This is a genomic window from Kitasatospora sp. NPDC087861, assembly GCF_044742585.1.
GTDB lineage: Bacteria > Actinomycetota > Actinomycetes > Streptomycetales > Streptomycetaceae > Kitasatospora.
Genome location: NZ_JBIUUS010000006.1, coordinates 205,989 through 227,007, shown reverse-complemented (window position 1 = coordinate 227,007; position 21,019 = coordinate 205,989). Strand labels below are relative to the sequence as shown.

Sequence of the window (21,019 nt, the reverse complement as noted above, 5' to 3'; positions counted from 1 at the left end):
GCTGTTTCACGTGAAACAGCGGTGAACGGACATCTTCCCGAGAGGTCATCACCACCATGGCAGGCGAGACCGTCATCACCCTCGTCGGCAATCTCGTCGACGACCCCGAGCTGCGCTTCACCCCGTCGGGTGCGGCGGTCGCGAAGTTCCGTATCGCGTCCACCCCCCGCACCTTCGACCGTCAGACGAACGAGTGGAAGGACGGCGAGAGCCTCTTCCTCACGTGCAACGTCTGGCGGCAGCCGGCGGAGAACGTGGCCGAGTCGCTGCAGCGCGGCATGCGCGTCATCGTGCAGGGCCGACTGCGCCAGCGGTCTTACGAGACCAAGGAAGGCGAGAAGCGGACGGTCTTCGAGGTCGAGGTCGACGAGGTCGGCCCGAGCCTGCGTTCGGCGACCGCCAAGGTCACCCGGGCCAACCGGTCCGGCGGCCCCGGTGGCGGCTTCGGCGGCCAGCAGGGCGGCGGCGCCGGCCAGCAGGGCGGCTGGGGCGGCGGCGGTGGCGGCCAGCAGGGCGGCGGCAGCTGGGGTGGAAACTCCGGCGGCGGCCAGTCCGGCCCCTCCGACGACCCGTGGGCGTCCAGCACTCCCTCCGGCGGCCAGCAGGGCGGCGGTGGCGGTGGCTGGGGTGCCCCGTCCGGTGGCGGCTTCTCGGAAGAGCCCCCGTTCTAAGAGCTGACAGATTTCGTGCGGCCCGGCCGCCGGCGTCGAAGGACGCCCGCCGGGCCGTGAACCCCAAATGGAGCACACAATGGCGAAGCCGCCTGCTCGCAAGCCGAAGAAGAAGGTTTGCGTCTTCTGCAAGGACAAGGTCAACTACGTTGACTACAAGGACACGAACCTGCTGCGGAAGTTCATCTCCGACCGTGGCAAGATCCGTGCCCGCCGGGTCACCGGCAACTGCACCCAGCACCAGCGTGACGTCGCCACGGCCGTGAAGAACAGCCGTGAGATGGCGCTGCTGCCCTACACCAGCACCGCGCGCTAAGAGAGGGTGACCAAGTAATGAAGATCATCCTCACGCACGAGGTGCCGGGTCTCGGCTCCGCCGGCGAGGTCGTCGAGGTCAAGGACGGCTACGCCCGCAACTACCTGGTCCCGCGTGGCTTCGCCATCCGCTGGACCAAGGGTGGCCAGAAGGACGTCGACGCCATCCGTCGCGCCCGCAAGATCCACGAGATCCAGACCCTTGAGGCCGCCAACGAGGTCAAGGGCAAGCTCGAGGGCGTCCAGGTCAAGCTGGCCGTTCGCTCGGGTGACGCCGGCCGTCTGTTCGGTTCGGTGACCCAGGCCGACGTCGTGGAGGCCATCAAGGCCGCCGGCGGCCCGGCCGTGGACAAGCGCGCCGTCGCGATCGGCTCGCCGATCAAGACCGTGGGCACCCACAAGGTCTCGGTCAAGCTGCACGCCGACGTCCAGGCCAACCTCGACGTCGCCGTCGTCGCTGCCTGAGTTCCGTAGCAGTGGCCTGAGGGCCGGGCTCCTCCGGGAGCCCGGCCCTCGGTCGTGCTCCGGGGCCCTCAGCTCCGGACGGCCCCGGTGACCAGCCAGCGGCCGCCGCGGGCCCGTCCGACCAGGAAGGCCGCGCGGACCAGCATGAACAGGTTCATCGCCCACCACAGCCCGGCCAGCCCGGTGCCGGTGGTCGGCACCGCGAAGGCCGCCGGGATGAACACCGCCAGGGTCGCGAGCGCGGCCCAGGCCAGGTAGGGGCCGTCCCCGGCGCCCATCAGCACCCCGTCCAGCACGAAGACCAGTCCGGCGACCGGCTGGCTGAGCGCGAGCAGCAGCAGGGCGGTGTCCAGCTGCCCCTGCACCGCCGGATCGGGCGTGAACAGCGGGACGTACAGCGGGCGCGCGACCACCACCAGCAGGCCGAGCAGCACGCCCGAGCCGATGCCCCACTCGACCATCCGGCGGGTGGCGGCCCTGGCGCCCGGGGCGTCCGAGGCGCCCAGGTAGCGGCCGATGATCGCCTGGCCGGCGATCGCGATGGCGTCCAGGGCGAAGGCCAGGAAGCTGAACAGCGTCATGGTGATCTGGTGCGCGGCCACCTGGTCGTCGCCCAGTCGGGCGGCCACCGCGGTGGCGATCATCAGCACCGCGCGCAGGCTGACCGTCCGGACCAGCAGCGGACCGCCCGCCTTCGCACTGGCCCGGATGCCGGCCGTGTCCGGCCGCAGCGAGGCGTGCTCACGCCGTGCCCCGCGCACCACCACGACCAGGTAGGCGGCGGCCATCCCGGTCTGCGCCAGCACGGTGCCCCAGGCCGAGCCGGCCACCCCGAGCCCGGCGCCGTACACCAGGCCGGCGTTCAGGCCGATGTTGGCGGTGAAGCCCGCGATCGCCACCAGCAGCGGCGTGCGGGTGTCCTGGAGTCCGCGCAGCACTCCGGTGGCGGCCATCACCATGAGCATCGCGGGGATGCCCAGGGAGCTGATCCGCAGATACGTCACTGCATAGGGGGCGGCGGTCTGCGAGGCGCCCAGGACGTCGGCCGCCCAGGGGGCCAGCAGCAGGGTGAGCAGCACCACCGGGACAGCCAGGCCGAGGGCGAGCCAGATGCCGTCGACGCCCTGCTGGACGGCGCCCCGGCGGTCCCCGGCGCCGATCCGGCGGGCCACCGCGGCGGTGGTGGCGTAGGCGAGGAAGACGAACACGCCGGTCGCGGTGGAGAGCGCGGCGGCGGCGACGCCCACGCCGGCCAGCTGCGGGGTGCCGAGGTGGCCGACGATCGCCGAGTCGGCCATCAGGAAGAGCGGCTCGGCGACCAGCGCTCCGAAGGCCGGAACGGCCAGCGCGAGGATCTCCCGGTCGTGCCGGCGTCTGGCGGGGGTCGGGGCTGCGGGAGAGGCGGTCATGGGCTCCAGGCTACTCATCCACAGGTAATGAGTGCTAGGGGCATCTGGTCATTACTCGAATTCTTGAGCGACGCACTCGGCCCGCTGTGCGCCCACAGTCACCCGGCGGCGTGTGAAGAATTTCTCATGCACAGGCCCGGTAAGAGGTAATACCTGGTCAGTGGGTTGACGGTGGACGGATGGTCTGGTTATCCACAGGACCTTCCACAGGGGTGTCCACAGCTTTGCGGCACTTCTCCACAGCCCAGGGCCACTCGTCCACACCCCCTGTGGATAACCGTCTTGGCTGAACGGCTCCCGGCGCCTTAGCGTGGGCCCTCCGCCCGACACTCCCGCCCGCCCCGGCGTCCGATTTGTCGGTGCCGTGGCGTACAAAGAGGAGCGGCTCCGTTCCACCCAGCCACCGGCAAGGCCCGCTCCAACTCGCACCACTCGCTGATCGGGGAACACGCGTGACCGGCCCCCAGTACGACGACCACGACGCCCCGCCGCCGGAGGAGGAGTGGCAGACCGCCGAGGACCCCTTCCCGGCCGGCGCCTTCGACGACGCGCCCTTCCCGGACGGGCCCGGCGACCGGCTCCCGGTCTCCCGCGGCCGCGCCGGCCAGAACGGTGGCCAGGGTGGCGGCCAGGGCGGCGGAGGCCGCGAGGGCGGCTTCCAGAAGGGCGGCTCCCAGGGCGGCAAGGGCGGCCGGAACGGCTCCCAGCGCGACGGTTCGCAGCGTGAGGGCGGCTGGCAGCGCCGGGGCGACGACGAGGGCCAGGGCGGTGTGGACGGCTTCGAGCGGGTCCCCCCGCAGGACCTCGCCGCCGAGCAGTCCGTCCTCGGCGGCATGCTGCTGTCCAAGGACGCCATCGCCGACGTGGTCGAGGTGCTCAAGCCGGCCGACTACTACCGGCCCGCGCACGAGATGGTCCACGGCGCGATCCTCGACCTGTACGCCCGCGGGGAGCCGGCCGACCCGATCACCGTGGCCGGCGAGCTGACCAAGCGCGGCGAACTGCAGCGCGTCGGCGGCGCCTCCTACCTGCACACCCTGGTCAACTCCGTCCCGACCGCCGCCAACGCCGAGTACTACGCCCAGATCGTCCACGAGCGCGCGGTCCTGCGCCGGCTGGTCGAGGCCGGCACCCGGATCGCCGGCATGGGCTACGCGGCCGAGGGTGACGTGGACGAGATCGTCAACGCCGCCCAGGCGGAGATCTACGCCGTCACCGAGCAGCGCACCAACGAGGACTACGCGCCGCTCGCCGACATCATGGAGGGCGCCCTCGACGAGATCGAGGCCATCGGCTCCCGCAACGGCCAGATGTCCGGCGTCCCGACCGGCTTCGCCGACTTCGACCAGCTCACCAACGGCCTCCACCCCGGCCAGATGATCGTCATCGCGGCCCGCCCCGCGATGGGCAAGTCGACCCTGGCGCTGGACTTCGCCCGCGCCTGCTCGATCCAGCACAAGCTGCCGAGCGTGATCTTCTCGCTCGAAATGGGCCGCAACGAGATCGCCATGCGCCTGCTGTCCGCCGAGGCCAGGGTCGCGCTGCACCACATGCGCTCCGGGAACATGACGGACGACGACTGGACCCGGGTCGCCCGCCGGATGCCCGACGTCAGCGAGGCGCCGCTGTTCATCGACGACTCCCCGAACCTGTCGATGATGGAGATCCGGGCCAAGTGCCGCCGGCTCAAGCAGCGCAACGACATCAAGCTGGTCGTCATCGACTACCTCCAGCTGATGCAGTCCGGCGGCTCCCGCCGGGCCGAGAACCGCCAGCAGGAGGTCTCCGACATGTCGCGAAACCTGAAGCTGCTGGCCAAGGAGCTGGAAGTCCCGGTCATCGCGCTCTCCCAGCTGAACCGTGGCCCCGAGCAGCGCACCGACAAGCGGCCGATGGTCTCCGACCTGCGCGAGTCCGGCTCGATCGAGCAGGACGCCGACATGGTCATCCTGCTCCACCGCGAGGACGCCTATGAGAAGGAGTCCCCGCGCGCCGGCGAGGCCGACCTGATCGTCGCCAAGCACCGTAACGGCCCCACCGCCACCATCACGGTGGCCTTCCAGGGCCACTACTCCCGCTTCGTCGACATGACCCGCGACTAGGGCCTGTTTTCACCCCCCGTCCTCCGCGCGGAGAACGGGCGGAGGACGGGCGAGACGTGGTGTGCGGGGCGCTTCGGGAACGATGGGCCGTCGGGTATGGACTACTGTCCCTGCGGTGAAGAAGATACGACTGTGGCCGTCCGGCAGAGCCGGTACCGCGCGCGCTACGGCCGCCGGATCCCGTCTCGGCTGGCTCGACGCCCTACGCGGCCTGGCCGCCCTCGTGGTGGCCTTGCATCACTTCGGCATCCTCGAAATGCTGCCGTTCGGTGGCGCGGTCTGGTCGCACTTCGATCTCGGCCTGTACGGCGTGATGGTGTTCTTCCTGGTCAGCGGCTACATCATCCCGGCCTCGCTGGAACGCCGGGGCGACGTACGGGCGTTCTGGGTGGGGCGGCTCTTCCGCATCTACCCGGCGCTGATCGCCACCTTCGTGGTTGCGATCATGATCCTGCCGGAGGGTGACGGCTCGGTCGCGCTGTTCCGCACCGGCCACAACCTGATCTCGCTGGTGGCCAACGCCACCATGCTCCAGGACATGCTGAACGTCGTGAACGGCATGGGCGTGACCTGGACGCTGACCTACGAGATGGTCTTCTACTTCCTGGTCACCGGCCTGTTCTCGGTGGGCTGGCATCGTCGCAGCAGCGTGATCGCGGTCGGCTTCGCGACGATCGGCCTGGTCTTCGGCGGCGTGCTCGCCGCCGACACCTTCGGCCACGACCTGGACTCCACCCGGCACCTGGTGCTGGCGGCGGCCCTGGTCGTGGTGATGGGCTTCGTCTGCATGCTCAGCGGCAACCCGGCGCTGACCAAGCTGGGCGGTCTGCTGGTGGGCTGCCTCGCCGCGGTGCTGCTGTTCACCAACAGCCGGGCACCCGGCTTCGAGACCATGCTGATCTTCGCGACGATGTTCGCCGGCACGGTGCTCTACCGCGCCGAGCACGGGCAGATCGACCGGACGCAGGCCTGGATCTGCTGCGGCTTCGTGATCGTCGCCGGGGTGGCCATGGGGTGGATGTACAACCGCAACGGCATGGAGAACTACACCTGGAACTCCGGCTGGATCGCCTGGTGCGCCTCCTACACCGGCGCCTGGGCGACCTTCCTGGGCGCGATGGCGCTGCGCAAGAAGCGCTTCCCGAAGGTGCTCACCTGGCTCGGTGCGGTCAGCTTCTCGGTGTACCTGCTGCACGTCCACCTGTTGCACACGATCGGCCCGCTGGTCGGCGTTCCGCCGCGGCCCACCGAGACCGGCGCCAAGGTGCTGTGGACGGTCGAGTTCCTGGCGGTGACGCTGGTGGCGGCCTATCTGATGTACCGGTTGGTGGAATTGCCCTTCCAGAAGCTCGGCAAGAAGGCTCTGAAGGCGCTCGAACGGATCGCGCCCGCTCCGGCGCCCGCGCCCGCGCCGGCGGTCGAGCAGGCCGGGCCCGCCGAGCCGAGGGTTCCCGTCGAGGCGGGCTCCCGGAGCGGCTGACCGGCCTCGCGACACGGCCAGGGCCCGTACCCCCACGAGGGGGCACGGGCCCTGGCCGGTTTCCGGGCGTGGTGCGGTCAGACGGTCACGGTGGCGCGGAAGAGGGTCGTGCCGGTGCCGGAGAGGCGGGTGGGGGTGCCGGTGGCGGGGAGGAAGGCCGACCGGCCGCGGGCGAGGTCCAGGGTGGTGCCGTCGGCGCCGGTGAGCCGGGCGGTGCCGGCGGTGCAGAGCAGGATCTGCGGGGTGCGGCCGTCGATCTCGCGGTCCCGGCCGTCCAGGGTGAAGCGGGAGAGCCGGAACTCGTCGATCGGGACGGGGTAGAGCTCCTCGCCGGGCGTGCCCTCGACGGCGGCCGGGTGCAGCACCTCGGGGGCGCCGGCCTCGAAGATCACGACCTTCAGCAGCTCGGGGACGTCGATGTGCTTGGGGGTGAGGCCGGCCCGCAGGACGTTGTCGGAGTTGGCCTGCAGCTCGACGCAGACGCCCGCCAGGTAGGCGTGCGGCACCCCGGCGCCCAGGTAGAGCGCCTCGCCGGCCCGCAGCCGGACGTGGTTGAGCAGCAGGCCTGCGATCAGGCCGCGGTCCTGCGCGAAGTCCTTGGCGATCCGGGCGTACGGCCCGTAGATCCCCTCCGGGTCGGTGCCGGCCAGTGCCTCGGCCGTCTCCCGGACGGTCTCCTCGGCGGCCGTCCCGTCCATGGTGAGGATGGCGGCCAGCGTGCCGCGCAGTGCCGCGGACTCGTCCTCGACGGCCAGCAGATCGATCAGCGGGGCGAGCCCGGGCACTGCGAGCCCGGCCATCAGCCCGGCCGCCTCGGCGGGCCGGCGGAACCCGCACAGGCCCTCGAACTCGCCCAGCGCGCAGACCATTTCGGGCTTGTGGTTGGCGTCGCGGTAGCTCCGCTCGGGGGCGTCCAGCGGGATGCCGAGGGCGTTCTCGGCGGCGAACCCGGCGCGGGCCTGGTCGAGCGTGGGGTGGGCCTGGATGGACAGCGGGATGCCCGCGGCCAGGACCTTGAAGAGGAACGGCAGGGTCGGGCCGAACCGGGCGACGGTCGCGGCGCCGAGTTCGCCCTCGGGGTCGGCGGCGATCAGCTCGTCCAGTCGGCGGGGCCCGTCGCCGCGGTCGGCGCGGGACGGGTCGCCGGGGTGGGCGCCCATCCACAGCTCGGCCTGCGGTTCGCCGGTCGGCTCCTGCCCGAGCAGGTCGGGCAGGGCGGTCAGCGACCCCCAGGCGTACGGGCGGACGGTGTTGACGAGCCTGTCCATGCGCGCGGTCCTACTCCTTCGCTGGGTGGCGGGTGTGCCGGATCGCCGGGCAACGGGACCGGCGGTGCGGGGGTCCGGGCACAGGCAAGGGCATCGACCCTAGCCGACCGGTGCCGCCACCGGGGAAACGGCCGGTGCCGGAGGGGAGTGCCCTGGCCGGACCGGTGGTTCCCGGGCGCGGTAGTAGGATGCCAGGACGCAGTAGTCTCCGCCCTGCGCAGCAGATTCCACCGTGGTCATCCCGTCGGCGGGCTGCCGGCGGAGCCGCGTTCCAGAGTGCGGGCGACGGTGTTCTGACACTCCCCGTCATCGGCCGAGAGGTTTGTACGTGACCGTGAACCAGCAGAGTTTTGCTGATCTCGGCAGGGTCCTGGTGATCATTCCGACCTACAACGAGGCGGAGAACGTCGAGCGGATCGTCGGCCGGGTGCGGGCCGCGGTGCCCGAGGCCCATGTGCTGGTCGCCGACGACAACAGCCCCGACGGCACCGGCGAGCTGGCCGACAAGCTGTCCGCCGAGGACCCGAACGTGCACGTCATGCACCGCAAGGGCAAGGAGGGCCTGGGCGCCGCCTACCTCGCGGGCTTCCGCTGGGGCATCGACAACGGCTACGACGTCCTGGTCGAGATGGACGCGGACGGCTCGCACCAGCCCGAGGAGCTGGACCGGCTGCTGGGCGCGCTGCGCGGCGCCGACCTGGTGCTGGGCTCGCGCTGGGTGCCGGGCGGCCGGGTGGTGAACTGGCCGAAGTCGCGGTTGCTGCTCTCCCGCGGCGGCTCGACCTACTCGCGGCTGATGCTGGGCGTGCCGATCCGGGACGTCACCGGCGGCTACCGGGCCTTCCGCAAGGAGACCCTGCAGGGCCTGGGCATGGACGAGGTCGCCTCGGCCGGGTACTGCTTCCAGGTCGACCTGGCCTGGCGCACGGTGAAGGCCGGGTTCAAGGTGGCCGAGGTGCCGATCACCTTCGTCGAGCGCGAGCTGGGCGCGTCCAAGATGAGCCGCAACATCGTGGTCGAGGCGCTGTGGCGGGTGACCGCCTGGGGCGTCGCCGACCGGCTGGCCCGCCTGCGTGGCGCCGCCCGGCGCTGAGCTTCCCGTACGCCCGGGGCCCGTCCGTTCTCGCAACGGACGGGCCCCGGGCGTTTGCGCGCTCGGACGCTCTCCGGGCGGCTTCGCGTGTGGTGCGCGCGCCTGCGCGGCAGGATCAGCAGCCGCCCGGGGGCAGCGGGCGCTCCGGCAGGTGGCGGTCGGCCCAGAGGGCGAGTTCGGTGAGCGAGGGCTTCAGCGCGATGCCGGCCTCGGTGAGGCGGTAGCTGACCCGCAGCGGCGGGCCGGCGTCGACCTCGCGCAGGACCAGCCCGGCGTCGGCGAGCTCGGTGAGCCGGTCGGAGAGCATCCGTTCGCTGATGCCGGGGATGGTGCGGCGCAGCTCGGAGAAGTAGGCCGGCCCGTGGCTGAGCACGGCGACCACGATGCCGGACCAGCGCTTGCCGAGCAGCGCGAAGACCCGGGTCAGGGCGGGGGAGGCGGCCGCACAGTGTCCCGTGGGCACACCGGGCGGGCCCTGGAGCCGGTCGGTCGCTAGCTCTTGCTCGGACATGGCTCCAGCGTACCCGACCCTTCCGTAGTGACTGCAGAAAAGTAAGCTGCTACGGTAGTTGCAGCTGCGGGGGAAAGAGCAGCTGCTAATCCTATGGAGGTTCCGTCATGCCCACGCTTCTGCACATCGACTCCTCCGCCGTCGCCGACGGCTCCGTCTCCCGCGAGGTCACCGCGGCCTTCCGGGCCGCCTGGCAGGCCGAGCACCCCGAGGGCACGGTCGTCTACCGCGACCTCGCCGTCGAGCAGGTGCCGCACCTGGACATCCACGGCATCTCCGCCTCGTACGTCCCGGCCGAGGGCCGCAGCGCCGAGCAGGCCGCCGCCTTCGCCCTGCGCGAGCAGCTGATGGCCGAGCTGGAGCAGGCCGACGCCGTCGTCATCGGCAGCCCGATGTACAACTTCACGATCCCGTCCAGCCTCAAGGCCTGGCTGGACCAGGTGATCCTGGTCGGCCGCACCGCCGGCGACGCCCCCTCCGCCAAGGGCACCCCGGTGACCGTCGTCGCCGCCCGCGGCGGCTCCTACGCGCCCGGCGCCCCGCGCGAGCCGTACGAGTTCGTCACCACCTACCTGGAGAAGGTGCTGACCGGCATGCTCGGGCTGGAGGTCGACTTCATCGTCCCCGAGTTCACCCTGGCGCCGATCGTCCCCGCGCTGTCCGACTTCGTGCCCCAGGCCGCCGAGTCCAAGGCCCAGGCGCTGGAGCAGGCCGCCCACCGGGCCAAGGTGGCGGCCGTCTGAGCCCCGATGTGACCTGAGCCGGAAGGCGCGCCCCGCCGGGCGCGCCTTCCGCGCGATCGGCCGCCGGTGCTCCCATGCTGTAGGGCGCAGGAGATCCGACCGCCGACCAGAGGGAGCAGCCAGTGACGTCGTCCCCGCCCGAGGAGGGCACCGGCGCGGAGCGTACGGACGCCGAGGCCGCCGCCCCGGCCGCCGGGCGGCCCGCCCGCCCGCTGGAGGTCGCCGTCTTCACCGGCCCCGAATCGGCCTTCTTCGCCACCTCCACCCTGATCCTCGGCGAGCAGACCGCGATCCTGGTCGACGCCCAGCTCACCCGCAGCGCCGGCCGCGAACTCGCCGAATGGGTGGCCGGCAAGGGCCGCCGACTGCTCGCCATCGTCGTCACCCACCAGCACCCCGACCACTACTTCGGCGCCGAGGAGGTGCTGAAGCTCTTCCCCGACGCCCGGCTGCTGGCCGCACCCGTCGTGGTGGACGGCATCCGGCGCACCGCCGCCGCCAAGGTCGCCCAGTGGAAGCCGGTCTACGGCGACGACATCCCGGACCACCCGCTGATCCCCGCCCCGCTGCTGCCGCAGCCGCTCATGCTCGACCGCCAGGTCATCCCGGTGCTGCTGCTCGGCCAGGGCGACTGCGGCGATTCGACGGTCGTCCACGTGCCGAGCATCCGGACCGTGATCGCCGGGGACTTCGCCTACAACGGCACCCACGTCTGGACCGCCGACACCACCCCGGCCCAGCGCACCACCTGGGGCCACAACCTCGGCCGGATCGCCGAGCTCGGCGTCGACCGGGTCATCGCCGGCCACCGCGCCCCCGAACAGGGCGACGAGGCCGCCCGGGTGCTCGCCTTCACCGGCGAGTACCTCCAGGACTTCGACCGGCTGCTGGCCGAGCACCCGGACGACCCGGAGGCGCTGGTCACCGCGATGAACGAGCGGTACGGGGAACTGACGCTGCCGGCCATCCTGGAACTGGGCGCCGCGGCCAACACCGGGCGGGCGGCGGAGGCCGCCGAGGAGCCCACGGAGTCCGAGGAGCACACGGGGTCCGAGGAGCCCGCGGAGTCCGAGGAGCACACGGGCTCCGAGGGCTCCGAGGGCTCCGAGAAGGGCGAAGCCGAGTAGGGCGAAGCCGAGTAGGGCGGATACTGTCCGCATGACGCCGTACGACGTGATCGTCCCGGCGGGCGGGGCCGCCCGGCGCCTCGGCGGGACCGACAAACCCGGACTGACCGTGGGCGAGACCACCCTGCTCGACCGGGTGCTCGCCGCCTGCGCGGGCGCCCGCAGCACCGTCGTGGTCGGCCCCACCCGGCCGACCACGCACACCGGCGTCCGCTGGACCAGGGAGCAGCCGCCCGGGGGCGGGCCGGTAGCCGCCGTCGCGGCCGGGCTCGACCTGGTCACCGCGCCGACCGTGCTGCTCCTCGCCGCCGACCTGCCGTTCCTGGACCGGCGGACGGTCGACCGGTTGGCCACCGCCCTCGCCGAGGCCGGACCGGCCGTCGCCGCCGCCGTCCTGGTCGACGCCGGCGGGCGCGACCAGCCGCTCGCCGCCGCCTACCGCACCGCCCCGCTGCGCACCGCGCTGGCCGCCATCGGCGAACCGGCCGGCCTTCCGCTGCGCCGCCTCACCGGCGGCCTGGCCCGCCTGCTGGTGGCCGACACCGACAACGTCGCCTACGACTGCGACACCTGGGAGGACCTCGAACAGGCCCGGGAGCGCGACCGGTCCTAGCGCTTGCCAGGGCGTCTCAGGGCGCTCGCGCACGGCCCGGGCGGGAGCCCGGGCGGGAAACGACGCGCGCTGCACCTGGGGCGAACACCTCGGGGAAACCGCCGATCAGGCAGCATGGGCGCATGGAGCGCACGCTGGAAGACTGGATCGCCGAGGTGAGGGCCGACCTGGGCATCGACCTGGACGTCGACGTCCGGGGACTGCTCGACCTCACCCGGGTGGTCGCGCACGGAGTGGCCCGCCCGGCCGCACCGCTGACCGCCTTTCTGATCGGCTACGCGGCCGCCCAGCAGGGCGGCGGGCCGGAGGCCGTGGCCGAGGCCGCCCGTCGGACCGCCGCGCTCGCCGAGCGCTGGAGCGCCGCCGCCGGGCCGGGCGAGCCGTGAGCGCCGTCGGGCAGGTCACCGTGGCCGCCCCGCCCGCCGGGCCGGGCGTGCTGAGCTGGCCGCAGGCCCGCGAGGCCGCCCGCCGGGCCGGGCTGTGCCCGTTGCCCGCGATCGGGCTGCCGCTCGCCGAGACGCTCGGCCGCACCCTCGCCGAGCCGCTCACCGCGCTGACCGACCTGCCGGCCTTCGACACCTCCGCGATGGACGGCTGGGCGGTTGCCGGGCCCGGCCCCTGGCGGGTCGCCGGGCAGGTGCTGGCCGGCCGGGCCGAGGCCGCGCCGCTGGCCGACGGCAGGGCCGTCGAGATCGCCACCGGCGCCCAACTGCCGTCCGGCGCCACCGCCGTACTGCGCCGCGAGCACGGCTGGACGGACGGCACGCTGCTGCACGACCGCGGCCGCCAGCCGCTGACCACCGGCCAGGACGTCCGCCCGCGCGGCCAGGAGTGCCGCCGCGGCGAGGTGTTGCTGCCCGGTGGCCTCCCGGTCGGCCCGGCCGTGCTCGGGCTGGCCGCCGCCTGCGGCCACGACCGGCTCGCCGTCCGCCGCCGCCCGGTGGTCGAACTGTTCGTCCTCGGCGACGAGTTGCTCGCCTCGGGCGTCCCCGGGCCGGGCCTGGTCCGGGACGCGCTCGGGCCGCTGCTGCCGCCCTGGTTGCGGACGGCCGGCGCCGAGGTGGCCGAAGTCCGGTTCGTCCGGGACGACTTCGGGCTGCTCCGGGACGCACTGCGGCACTCCACCGCCGACGTCGTCGTCACCACCGGCGGAACGGCGGCCGGCCCGGTCGACTTCCTGCACCGGGCACTCGCCGAGGCCGGTGCCCGGCTCCTGGTGGACGGTGTGGCCGTCCGCCCCGGACACCCGATGCTGCTGGCCGAACTCCCGCCCACCGGACTCCCGTCGGCCGAGGCCTCCCCGGTCGGGCTCCCGGGCGGGCGGCACCTGGTGGGCCTGCCCGGCAACCCGCTGGCCGCCGTCGCCGGGGCGGTCACCCTCGCCCTGCCGCTGCTGCACGCCCGCAGCGGCCGGTCCGCCCCCGCGCCGGCCCTCGCGCCCGCCGCGGTCGGACTGCCCGGGCACCCGGTGGACACCCGGCTGCTGCCCGTCCGGCGCACCGCCGACGGCGTCGTGCCGCTCGCCTTCGACGGGCCCGCGATGCTGCGCGGCCTCGCCCGGGCCGAGGCGCTCGCCGTGGTCCCGCCCGGCGGCGCGGCGGCCGGCGAGCCCGTCGAACTGCTGGAGGCGCCGTGAACGGGCGAACCGTCGCGGCGCAGGTGTCGTGCGGAGCGGCCGCCGGACGGCGGGGGTACCCGCGGCCGACGGCCGGGGGAGAGGTGGGCGGATGAGCAGGCTGCGAAGGGTGGCCGCCCCGGGCAGCGAGCCGTGGGCGGACGCCGGCATCGTGCTGCCCGCCCGCCGGACCGCGCCCGCCGGGCGGCAGGTCGGCTCGCGGCTGCTGCTGGCGCTCGCCGTGCTGGTCGCCACCACGCTGATCGTCTACGTCGACCGGGACGGCTACAACGACAACGCGGGCGGCGGGCTCAGCTTCCTGGACGCGGCGTACTACGCCACCGTGACGCTCTCCACCACCGGGTACGGCGACATCACCCCGTACAGCGACGGCGCCCGGCTCACCAACATCTTCGTGATCACCCCGCTGCGCGTGGTGTTCCTGATCATCCTGGTCGGCACCACCTTGGAGGTGCTCACCGAACGCACCCGCCAGCAGTGGCGGTTGAACCGCTGGAGGTCCACCGTGCGCGAGCACACCGTCGTCATCGGGTACGGCACCAAGGGCCGCAGTGCCGTCGACACCCTGCTCGGACAGGGCGTGAAGAAGGAGGAGATCGTCGTCGTCGACCCGCAGCGCAAGGTGATCGAGCAGGCCGCCCGGCACGGCCTGGTCGGCGTGGTCGGCGACGCCACCCGCACCGACACCCTGCTGCGCGCCGCCCTGCCCACCGCGGCCCGGGTCGTGATCGCGCCCGAACGGGACGACACCGCCGTCCTGGTCGCCCTGACGGCGCGCCAGCTGAACAAGGGCGCCACCGTCGTCGCGGCCGTCCGGGAGGACGAGAACGCCCCGCTGCTGCGGCAGAGCGGCGCCGACGTCGTCGTCACCAGCTCCAGCTCGGCCGGGCGGCTGCTCGGCCTGTCGATGCTCAGCCCGCACGCCGGCGCCGTGATGGAGGACCTGCTCACCTACGGCCACGGCCTGGACGTGGTCGAGCGCCCCGTCACCCGCGCCGAGGCCGGGCACAGCCCGCGCGAGTGCGAGGACCTGGTGGTCGCAGTGGTCCGTGGCCGGCGGGTGCTCAACTACACCGAGCCCGAGGCCGCCGTGCTCCAGCTCACCGACCGGGTGATCGTGATCAAGTCGACCGGCTGACGCGGGCCTTGCCCGCCGCCGCGCCCTGACGCGCAGTAGGTTCGAGACATGTATGCGATGACGATTCCCGTACCCGGCGGTCCCGAGGCGCTCGTGTGGGCCGAGGTGCCCGACCCGGTGCCCGGCGAGGGCGAGGTCCTGGTCGAGGTGGCGGCCACCGCCGTCAACCGTGCCGACCTGCTCCAGCGGCAGGGCAACTACAACCCGCCGCCCGGCGCCTCGCCCTACCCCGGGCTGGAGTGCGCCGGGCGGGTCGTCGCCCTCGGGGCGGGCGTGTCCGGTTGGGCGGTCGGCGACGAGGTGTGCGCGCTGCTGGCCGGCGGCGGGTACGCGCAGCGCGTCGCGGTGCCGACCGGGCAGCTGCTGCCGCTGCCCAAGGGCCTGGGCTTCGAGGAGGCCGCCGCGCTGCCCGAGGTCGCCTGCACGGTGTGGTCCAACGTGTTCCTCACCGCCCACCTGCGGCCCGGCGAGACGGTGCTGCTGCACGGTGGCGCGAGCGGCATCGGGACCATGGCGATCCAGCTGGCCAAGGCGGTCGGCGCGCGGGTCGCGGTCACCGCGGGCAGCGCCGAGAAGCTGGCCCGGTGCACCGAACTCGGCGCGGACATCGCGATCGACTACCGCGAGCAGGACTTCGTCGAGGTGGTCAAGGAGGCCACCGGCGGGACCGGGGTGGACGTGATCCTGGACATCATGGGCGCCAAGTACCTGCAGCGGAACGTGGACGCGCTGGCGGTCAACGGGCGGCTGGTGATCATCGGGCTGCAGGGCGGCGTGAAGGGCGAACTCGACCTCAACGCGCTGCTGCGCAAGCGCGCCGCGGTGATCGCCACCAACCTGCGCGGGCGTCCGCTGGCGGAGAAGGCGGCGATCGTGGCGGCGGTGCGCGAGCACGTGTGGCCGCTGGTCGAGTCCGGGGTGGTGAAGCCGGTGGTCGACCGGGTGCTGCCGCTGACCGAGGCCGGGGAGGGGCACCGGGTGCTGGCGGCGGGGGAGCAGGTCGGCAAGGTCGTGCTGCGGGTCTGAGGCCTGAGGTCTGAGGTCTGAGGCCTGAGTGCTGAGGGCTGGGTCCTGGTGCGAATGGTCCGAAATGCTCTAATTGGCCGAATGTGTGAGGCTGGTCCCGAGCTGTCCCGCCGCCGACCCGCCCGCGGGCGGTCGGCCGTCGGAAGGACCTCCGACCGTGGCCGCACCTACACACCTCTTCGGGCCGCTGCCCTCCGCGCCACACCACCGTCGTCCCCACCACCACCGCACCCGCCCGGGCCGGGCCCATCGGCTGATCGCGGCGGCCGTGCTGGGGCTCACGCTCCCGCTGGCCGCCGCTTCGGCGGCCGTCGCCGCGCCGTCCCCCGCGCTGTACCCGTTGCCGACGGGCGAGGCGAGCGATCAGGCGGAGCCGACCGCAGAGACGATCGTGGAGCCGGCTGCGGCGCCGACCACCGGCCCGACCCGGCCCGGCACGCCGGCGACGACGCCTGGCGGGAGCGCCACGCCGGGCACCGCGCCGGCGGTGGCCGTGGCCGCCGTGCTGACGGCCCCGGTGGTCTCGGCGGCGCCGACTCCTGTGCCGACCGACGCGGCAGTTCCGGCGGCCGCGCCGCCGCAGCACCCGGTACCCCGCCCGCACCCGGACGGTGGCGGCCCCCGGGCGCATCGCCACCGGAGCGTGTGGGCACCCCAGCGTGCCGAAGCCGTCCCGGAGCAGGTGCCGGAGCGAGTGCCGGACCGGGCCCCTGTGCAGGCTCCTGCGCAGGCCCCGGATCAAGCGCCCGAGGCCGACCAGGGCGCCCCGGACGCGACGGCTCCCGCCGACGACGCCGCGCTGGACACCGCCACGGCCGCGACCGACCAGGCCGTGGCCGCCGCCGCCCCCACCGTCCTGCCCGCCCGCTGGCGTGACGCCTCCACCCTGCAGTTCCCGCTGGGCGCGGGGCTGGGGATGATCGGGTGCGGGCTCGGGTTGATCGGGTTGCGGTTGCGACGGGGGTGAACCCCGCGGTGGAGCGGTTGCGCCGGGTGGTGGGGGGAGGTTCGGTGAGGGGTGTGTGGCGGCCGTAGGTGGGCCGGGGCGTGGTGGGCCGGGGCGGAAACTGAGTATCCGTACGGATGCCCGGGGCGGCGCGCGTCGGCGTACCGTCGTCAGCGGCGGCGCAGGACGGCGGGCGTACGGGGGCTTCCGCCCGACCAACCCCAGTGAGAGAGAATGTTGTTCATGACGAATCCGATGAACGAGCGCTCGTCGCAGCAGCCCTTCCAGGCCGCGGGCGGGCAGTCGCAGGACGGCCAGAAGGTGCTGATCGTCGGACCGGACGGGCTGCCGGTGGGCCAGGGGTTCGCCGGTTCGGCGGGCGACGACGAGGGAGACCTGCCGCGTGAGCTCCCGGTGACCGAGATGGTCGAGCAGCCCGCCAAGGTCATGCGGATCGGCAGCATGATCAAGCAGCTGCTGGAGGAGGTCCGGGCGGCGCCCCTCGACGAGGCCAGCCGGGCCCGGCTGAAGGACATCCACGCCAGCTCGATCAAGGAGCTGGAGCTCGGTCTGGCCCCCGAGCTGGTCGCCGAGCTGGAGCGGCTTTCGCTGCCGTTCACCGAGGACAGCATTCCGACCGAGGCCGAGCTGCGGATCGCCCAGGCCCAGCTGGTCGGCTGGCTGGAGGGCCTGTTCCACGGGATCCAGACCGCGCTGTTCGCCCAGCAGATGGCGGCGCGGGCCCAGCTGGAGCAGATGCGGCGGGCGCTGCCGCCCGGTCTGAACGGTGGCGAGCCGGACGAGGACGAGCCGGGCCAGGGCCGCGGCATCCGGTCCGGCCCGTACCTGTAGCGGGCCGTCGGAACCGGACGTACCACGACGATCCGCCCCGGATCGAGGCGCCGCCGGACGGCGTCGGCGGCCCGGGGCCAGGATCGGCCCTGGACCGATCACCGTCGGCGTGAGCCGATACCCTGACCCCTGTCGCAGGCCGGTCGTACCGCCGCGGCAGGGGTCCGCCAGGCCAGCGGGCCGGGCCCACCACGCACGGACGAGACCGAACGTCACGGTCGCGGCGCCACGGCCGCGCCGAGGGGGAGCAGAGGACCATGAGCGAGCACGGCAACGCGGCGGTCGAGGGCTCCTCCCTGGGCAACGGCCGCTATGTGCTGCAGCGGCTGCTGGGCGAGGGCGGCATGGCCTCCGTGCACCTCGCGTACGACAGCGTGCTGGGCCGGCAGGTCGCGCTGAAGAGCATGCACAGCGAGCTGGGCCGGGACGACTCGTTCAAGGAGCGGTTCCGCCGCGAGGCGCAGGCGGTGGCCCGGCTGGAGCACCCGAACATCGTCACGGTGTACGACAGCGGCGAGGACGTCGCCCCGGACGGCTCCAGCACGCCGTACATCGTCATGCAGCTGATCGACGGCAAGGGCCTGCGCGAGGCGATCAACGAGGCGGTCGCCCAGTTCGGCGCGATGCCGACCGAGGAGGCCCTGAAGGTCATCGTCGGCGTGCTGAACGCGCTGGAGGCCTCGCACGACATGGGCCTGGTGCACCGCGACATCAAGCCCGGCAACGTCATGTTCGACCGCAAGGGCAACGTCAAGGTCATGGACTTCGGCATCGCCCGGGCGCTGGAATCGGGCGTCACGTCGATGACACAGACCGGCATGGTGGTCGGCACCCCGCAGTACCTGTCGCCCGAGCAGGCGCTCGGCAAGCCGGTGGACGCCCGCTCGGACCTGTACTCGGTCGGCGTGATGCTCTTCGAGATGCTCACCGGCCAGCTGGTCTTCGACGGCGACTCGGCCTTCTCGATCGCCTACAAGCACGTCCAGGAGGAGCCGCCGGCGCCGTCCACCCTCAACCGGTCGATCATCCCGGTGGTGGACGCCTTCGTCGCCCAGGCCCTGCGCAAGGACCCGGCCCACCGGTTCCAGAGCGCGGCGGCGATGCGGGACGAGGCGGAGCGGCTGATCGCGGCCGCGAAGGGCGGCGGCAGCGGGCACCCGCTGCAGGCCAGCACGCCGCTGGTGATCAACGAGGGGCCGCGCTCGGTGCACGCCGCGCCGCCGGCCCCGCAGACGCCGCAGCCGCAGTACCCGCAGCAGCCGCAGTACCGGACCCCGCCGCCGGCCTTCCAGCCGCCGCACCAGCAGGGCCCGCAGACCCCGCACCCCCAGTACCTGCAGCAGGGGGCGCCGCAGCAGCCGCAGTACCGGACCCCGCCGCCGGCCTTCCAGCCGCCGCACCAGCAGGGCCCGCACACGCCGCACCCCCAGTACCTGCAGCAGGGGGCGCCGCAGCAGGCGCACACCCCGCCGCCGCAGCCGATGCCGCCGTACCAGCAGCCGAAGGCGCCCAGCGGCGGTGGCTGCTCGACGGCCGCGGTGGTCATCGGGATCATCGTCGGCGTGCTCGTGCTGGCCGGCATCATCATCGCGATCGTGGTCAACAAGGCGCAGGACAACAAGACGAAGACCAAGACCGGGCACACCAGCGGCGAGCGGCCCGCGGCGGTGCTGGTGGTGGACCTTCCGGCCGACCGGTATGGCCTGCTCTGACGCTTTCCGGCCGGTTCGGGCGTGCCACGGGTCCGGGCCGGAAGCGGTAGCGTTCGGGGATACGTAAGCGACAGGGCACCGCGATCCGAGCGAACGCCCGGGGCGAGGAGCGATGGCACAGACGCAGCAGCCGGACGACGACACGGGAGCCGGTGCGAACGGCCGGACCGGCGGGACGCCGAGGATTCCCGAGCCCGGCAGCGACGCCGCGACCACCGCGTTCCCGCCGGTCATCGGGGCCGGCGGCCCGCACACCCCCGGTCGCGGCACCGCCGCCCCGCTGGGTACGGTCGGCGACGGCCGCTACCGGCTGACCCACCGGCTCGGCCGCGGCGGCATGGCCGAGGTGTTCGCCGCCGAGGACGTCCGGCTGGGCCGGACCGTCGCGGTCAAGCTGCTCCGCGGCGAGCTGGCCCAGGACGACATCGCCCGGCTGCGGTTCACCCGTGAGGCGCACGCCGTCGCGGCGCTCAACCACCACTCGATCGTCGCCGTCTACGACACCGGCGAGGAGTACGTCGGGGACGAGTCCACGCCGTACATCGTGATGGAGCTGGTCGAGGGCCGGACCGTCCGCGAGCTGCTGGTGGACGAGCAGGCGCCGCCGGTCGACCAGGCGCTGATCATCATCGCCGGGGTCCTGGAGGCGCTGGCCTACAGCCACCGGCACGGCATCGTCCACCGGGACATCAAGCCCGCCAACGTGATCATCACGACCGCGGGCGCGGTCAAGGTGATGGACTTCGGCATCGCCCGGGCGCTGACCGGCACCGCCAGCACCATGACCCAGACCGGCATGGTCATGGGCACCCCGCAGTACCTGTCGCCCGAGCAGGCCCTCGGCAAGCCGGTCGACCACCGCTCCGACCTGTACGCGGCCGGCTGCATGCTCTACGAACTGCTGACGCTGCGCCCGCCGTTCACCGGCGACACCCCGCTCTCGGTGGTCTACCAGCACGTCCAGGACATGCCGGTGCCGCCCTCGCACGCCAACGGCCGGGTGCCGGCCGGGCTGGACCCGCTGGTGCTGCGTTCGCTGGCCAAGAACCCGGACGACCGCTTCCAGGACGCCGACGAGTTCCGTGCGCACATCCAGCACGCGCTGCGCGAGATGCACGGCGCGGCCGGTGCGGGCTGGGCGGGCGCGGCGGCCGGGCTGGCCGCCGCGGGGCAGGGGAACACCGGCGCCACCCAGGTGATCCGGCCGGACCAGACCGCGGCCACCGCGGCCTTCGGCTCGATCGGCCCCGGTGACCAGACCTCGATGATGCCCTACCCGGGGACGGGCCAGGGGGCCGGCGGACCGCACACCCCGTCGACGCCCTACCCGGGGGCCGGCGGCCCCTACGGCGGTGGCGGTGGCGGTGGCGGTGAGGGCGACGGCGGTGACGGGGACGGCTCCGGTCGTCGGCGCGGGCCGTGGGGCTGGGTGGCCGGAGTGGCGGCCGTGCTGGTCGCGGCCGGGGTCGGCATGGCGTTCGCGTTCAGCGGTGGCGACGGCGGGACCTCGCACGTCGTGCCGCCGACGCCCGCACCGGTGGTCAGCACGACCGAGCCCACCACGCCGACCCAGAGCGGCACCCAGAGCCCGCCCGCGCCCAGCACCGGCACCCGGCGCCCGCAGCAGCCGACCGACAACGGCAACTACAGCGGCAACAACAACAGCGGCAACAACAACATGTCGCCGTCGTCGAGTTCGGGCAAGCACACGCAGACTCCGACGCCCACCGGGAGCGCCAGCCACACGCCGACGGCCCCTTCGACGACGACCAACCCGCCCACCACGGCGCCCACCACCCCGAGCACCGGCGGCGGTGGCAACACGGCCACCTCGCCGCCGCCGCCGAGCAAGTCGGTTCCGCCGGTGACGGCCCCGCCGGTGACACAGCCGCCGGCGACGCCCTGATCGGTC

18 protein-coding genes and 2 pseudogenes are annotated in these 21,019 nt (G+C 73.5%); 17 read left to right on the top strand and 3 right to left on the bottom strand.

Annotated features, from left to right (window positions below):
• The first annotated feature begins 56 nt into the window (after positions 1-56).
• The 3 genes from ACIOJE_RS11970 (at position 57) to rplI (ending at position 1,451) form a co-directional block, all read left to right on the top strand.
• On the top strand, positions 57-671 hold the full coding sequence (locus ACIOJE_RS11970) for a single-stranded DNA-binding protein (protein ID WP_280673858.1): 615 nt from the start codon (positions 57-59) through the stop codon (positions 669-671).
• 79 nt (positions 672-750) lie between these two features.
• Complete coding sequence (gene rpsR, locus ACIOJE_RS11965; RefSeq protein WP_030304537.1) at positions 751-987, top strand: 30S ribosomal protein S18; 237 nt, start codon at positions 751-753, stop codon at positions 985-987.
• Positions 988-1,004: 17 nt separating this feature from the next.
• On the top strand, positions 1,005-1,451 hold the full coding sequence (gene rplI / locus ACIOJE_RS11960) for a 50S ribosomal protein L9 (protein WP_280673856.1): 447 nt from the start codon (positions 1,005-1,007) through the stop codon (positions 1,449-1,451).
• A 68-nt stretch (positions 1,452-1,519) separates the two neighbouring features.
• On the opposite strand, the gene ACIOJE_RS11955 is transcribed toward rplI, so the two are convergent.
• Complete coding sequence (locus ACIOJE_RS11955; RefSeq protein ID WP_400775422.1) at positions 1,520-2,860, bottom strand: MATE family efflux transporter; 1,341 nt, start codon at positions 2,858-2,860, stop codon at positions 1,520-1,522.
• Positions 2,861-3,312: 452 nt separating this feature from the next.
• Here ACIOJE_RS11955 and dnaB point away from each other — a divergent pair, with 452 nt between their 5' ends.
• Both dnaB and ACIOJE_RS11945 read left to right on the top strand, forming a co-directional pair.
• Positions 3,313-4,962 carry a replicative DNA helicase gene (gene dnaB / locus ACIOJE_RS11950; RefSeq protein WP_280673851.1) on the top strand — a complete coding sequence of 550 codons (1,650 nt, stop codon included), beginning with the start codon at positions 3,313-3,315 and terminating at the stop codon, positions 4,960-4,962.
• A 115-nt stretch (positions 4,963-5,077) separates the two neighbouring features.
• Positions 5,078-6,442 (top strand): acyltransferase, encoded by a 1,365-nt coding sequence (locus ACIOJE_RS11945; RefSeq protein ID WP_280673849.1) that lies wholly within the window; start codon positions 5,078-5,080, stop codon positions 6,440-6,442.
• A 77-nt stretch (positions 6,443-6,519) separates the two neighbouring features.
• Here the strand turns inward: ACIOJE_RS11945 and manA are convergent, their stop codons facing one another.
• Positions 6,520-7,710 carry a mannose-6-phosphate isomerase, class I gene (gene manA / locus ACIOJE_RS11940; RefSeq protein WP_280673847.1) on the bottom strand — a complete coding sequence of 397 codons (1,191 nt, stop codon included), beginning with the start codon at positions 7,708-7,710 and terminating at the stop codon, positions 6,520-6,522.
• Positions 7,711-8,038: 328 nt separating this feature from the next.
• Between manA and ACIOJE_RS11935 the strand changes: the two genes are divergently transcribed.
• Positions 8,039-8,803: a polyprenol monophosphomannose synthase gene (locus ACIOJE_RS11935; RefSeq protein WP_280673845.1), complete on the top strand. Its 765-nt coding sequence runs from the start codon at positions 8,039-8,041 to the stop codon at positions 8,801-8,803.
• Positions 8,804-8,918: 115 nt separating this feature from the next.
• On the opposite strand, the gene ACIOJE_RS11930 is transcribed toward ACIOJE_RS11935, so the two are convergent.
• On the bottom strand, positions 8,919-9,314 hold the full coding sequence (locus tag ACIOJE_RS11930; protein WP_280673843.1) for a helix-turn-helix domain-containing protein: 396 nt from the start codon (positions 9,312-9,314) through the stop codon (positions 8,919-8,921).
• A 107-nt stretch (positions 9,315-9,421) separates the two neighbouring features.
• On the opposite strand from ACIOJE_RS11930, the gene ACIOJE_RS11925 reads away from it, so the two are divergent.
• The 11 genes and pseudogenes from ACIOJE_RS11925 (at position 9,422) to ACIOJE_RS11875 (ending at position 21,013) form a co-directional block, all read left to right on the top strand.
• Positions 9,422-10,057 (top strand): FMN-dependent NADH-azoreductase, encoded by a 636-nt coding sequence (locus ACIOJE_RS11925; protein ID WP_280673841.1) that lies wholly within the window; start codon positions 9,422-9,424, stop codon positions 10,055-10,057.
• Between the two features lie 122 nt (positions 10,058-10,179).
• Positions 10,180-11,184: an MBL fold metallo-hydrolase gene (locus ACIOJE_RS11920; RefSeq protein WP_280673839.1), complete on the top strand. Its 1,005-nt coding sequence runs from the start codon at positions 10,180-10,182 to the stop codon at positions 11,182-11,184.
• A 31-nt stretch (positions 11,185-11,215) separates the two neighbouring features.
• Positions 11,216-11,787, top strand: a pseudogene (locus ACIOJE_RS11915) (molybdenum cofactor guanylyltransferase); the annotation flags it as partial.
• A 114-nt stretch (positions 11,788-11,901) separates the two neighbouring features.
• A pseudogene (locus ACIOJE_RS11910) lies at positions 11,902-12,183 on the top strand (DUF6457 domain-containing protein); the annotation flags it as partial.
• Entirely contained in the window at positions 12,180-13,433 is a 1,254-nt protein-coding gene (locus ACIOJE_RS11905) for a molybdopterin molybdotransferase MoeA (protein WP_280673837.1), read from the top strand. The pseudogene ACIOJE_RS11910 and the gene ACIOJE_RS11905, both read left to right, overlap by 4 nt.
• A gap of 91 nt (positions 13,434-13,524) precedes the next feature.
• Complete coding sequence (locus tag ACIOJE_RS11900) at positions 13,525-14,571, top strand: NAD-binding protein (protein WP_280673835.1); 1,047 nt, start codon at positions 13,525-13,527, stop codon at positions 14,569-14,571.
• A gap of 48 nt (positions 14,572-14,619) precedes the next feature.
• Positions 14,620-15,597: an NAD(P)H-quinone oxidoreductase gene (locus tag ACIOJE_RS11895; protein WP_400775415.1), complete on the top strand. Its 978-nt coding sequence runs from the start codon at positions 14,620-14,622 to the stop codon at positions 15,595-15,597.
• A 157-nt stretch (positions 15,598-15,754) separates the two neighbouring features.
• A complete protein-coding gene (locus tag ACIOJE_RS11890; protein ID WP_400775412.1) occupies positions 15,755-16,564 on the top strand; it encodes a hypothetical protein in 810 nt (269 codons plus the stop codon).
• 222 nt (positions 16,565-16,786) lie between these two features.
• The gene (locus ACIOJE_RS11885) at positions 16,787-17,395 is read left to right on the top strand and encodes a bacterial proteasome activator family protein (protein ID WP_280673829.1); all 609 of its coding nucleotides are present in this window, start codon (positions 16,787-16,789) and stop codon (positions 17,393-17,395) included.
• 257 nt (positions 17,396-17,652) lie between these two features.
• Complete coding sequence (locus ACIOJE_RS11880; protein ID WP_400775409.1) at positions 17,653-19,107, top strand: protein kinase; 1,455 nt, start codon at positions 17,653-17,655, stop codon at positions 19,105-19,107.
• Positions 19,108-19,444: 337 nt separating this feature from the next.
• Positions 19,445-21,013 (top strand): protein kinase, encoded by a 1,569-nt coding sequence (locus ACIOJE_RS11875; RefSeq protein ID WP_400775508.1) that lies wholly within the window; start codon positions 19,445-19,447, stop codon positions 21,011-21,013.
• Positions 21,014-21,019 lie beyond the last annotated feature (6 nt).

Excerpts from the sequence above, each read along its gene's own strand:
- ACIOJE_RS11885 (WP_280673829.1), top strand. The coding sequence starts at position 16,787 with ATGACGAATCCGATGAACGAGCGCTCGTCGCAGCAGCCCTTCCAGGCC.
- ACIOJE_RS11900 (WP_280673835.1), top strand. The coding sequence starts at position 13,525 with ATGAGCAGGCTGCGAAGGGTGGCCGCCCCGGGCAGCGAGCCGTGGGCG.
- ACIOJE_RS11925 (WP_280673841.1), top strand. The coding sequence starts at position 9,422 with ATGCCCACGCTTCTGCACATCGACTCCTCCGCCGTCGCCGACGGCTCC.
- ACIOJE_RS11895 (WP_400775415.1), top strand. The coding sequence starts at position 14,620 with ATGTATGCGATGACGATTCCCGTACCCGGCGGTCCCGAGGCGCTCGTG.
- ACIOJE_RS11955 (WP_400775422.1), bottom strand. The coding sequence starts at position 2,860 with ATGACCGCCTCTCCCGCAGCCCCGACCCCCGCCAGACGCCGGCACGAC.
- ACIOJE_RS11875 (WP_400775508.1), top strand. The coding sequence starts at position 19,445 with ATGGCCGAGGTGTTCGCCGCCGAGGACGTCCGGCTGGGCCGGACCGTC.
- rpsR (WP_030304537.1), top strand. The coding sequence starts at position 751 with ATGGCGAAGCCGCCTGCTCGCAAGCCGAAGAAGAAGGTTTGCGTCTTC.
- manA (WP_280673847.1), bottom strand. The coding sequence starts at position 7,710 with ATGGACAGGCTCGTCAACACCGTCCGCCCGTACGCCTGGGGGTCGCTG.
- ACIOJE_RS11970 (WP_280673858.1), top strand. The coding sequence starts at position 57 with ATGGCAGGCGAGACCGTCATCACCCTCGTCGGCAATCTCGTCGACGAC.
- ACIOJE_RS11930 (WP_280673843.1), bottom strand. The coding sequence starts at position 9,314 with ATGTCCGAGCAAGAGCTAGCGACCGACCGGCTCCAGGGCCCGCCCGGT.
- ACIOJE_RS11880 (WP_400775409.1), top strand. The coding sequence starts at position 17,653 with ATGAGCGAGCACGGCAACGCGGCGGTCGAGGGCTCCTCCCTGGGCAAC.
- rplI (WP_280673856.1), top strand. The coding sequence starts at position 1,005 with ATGAAGATCATCCTCACGCACGAGGTGCCGGGTCTCGGCTCCGCCGGC.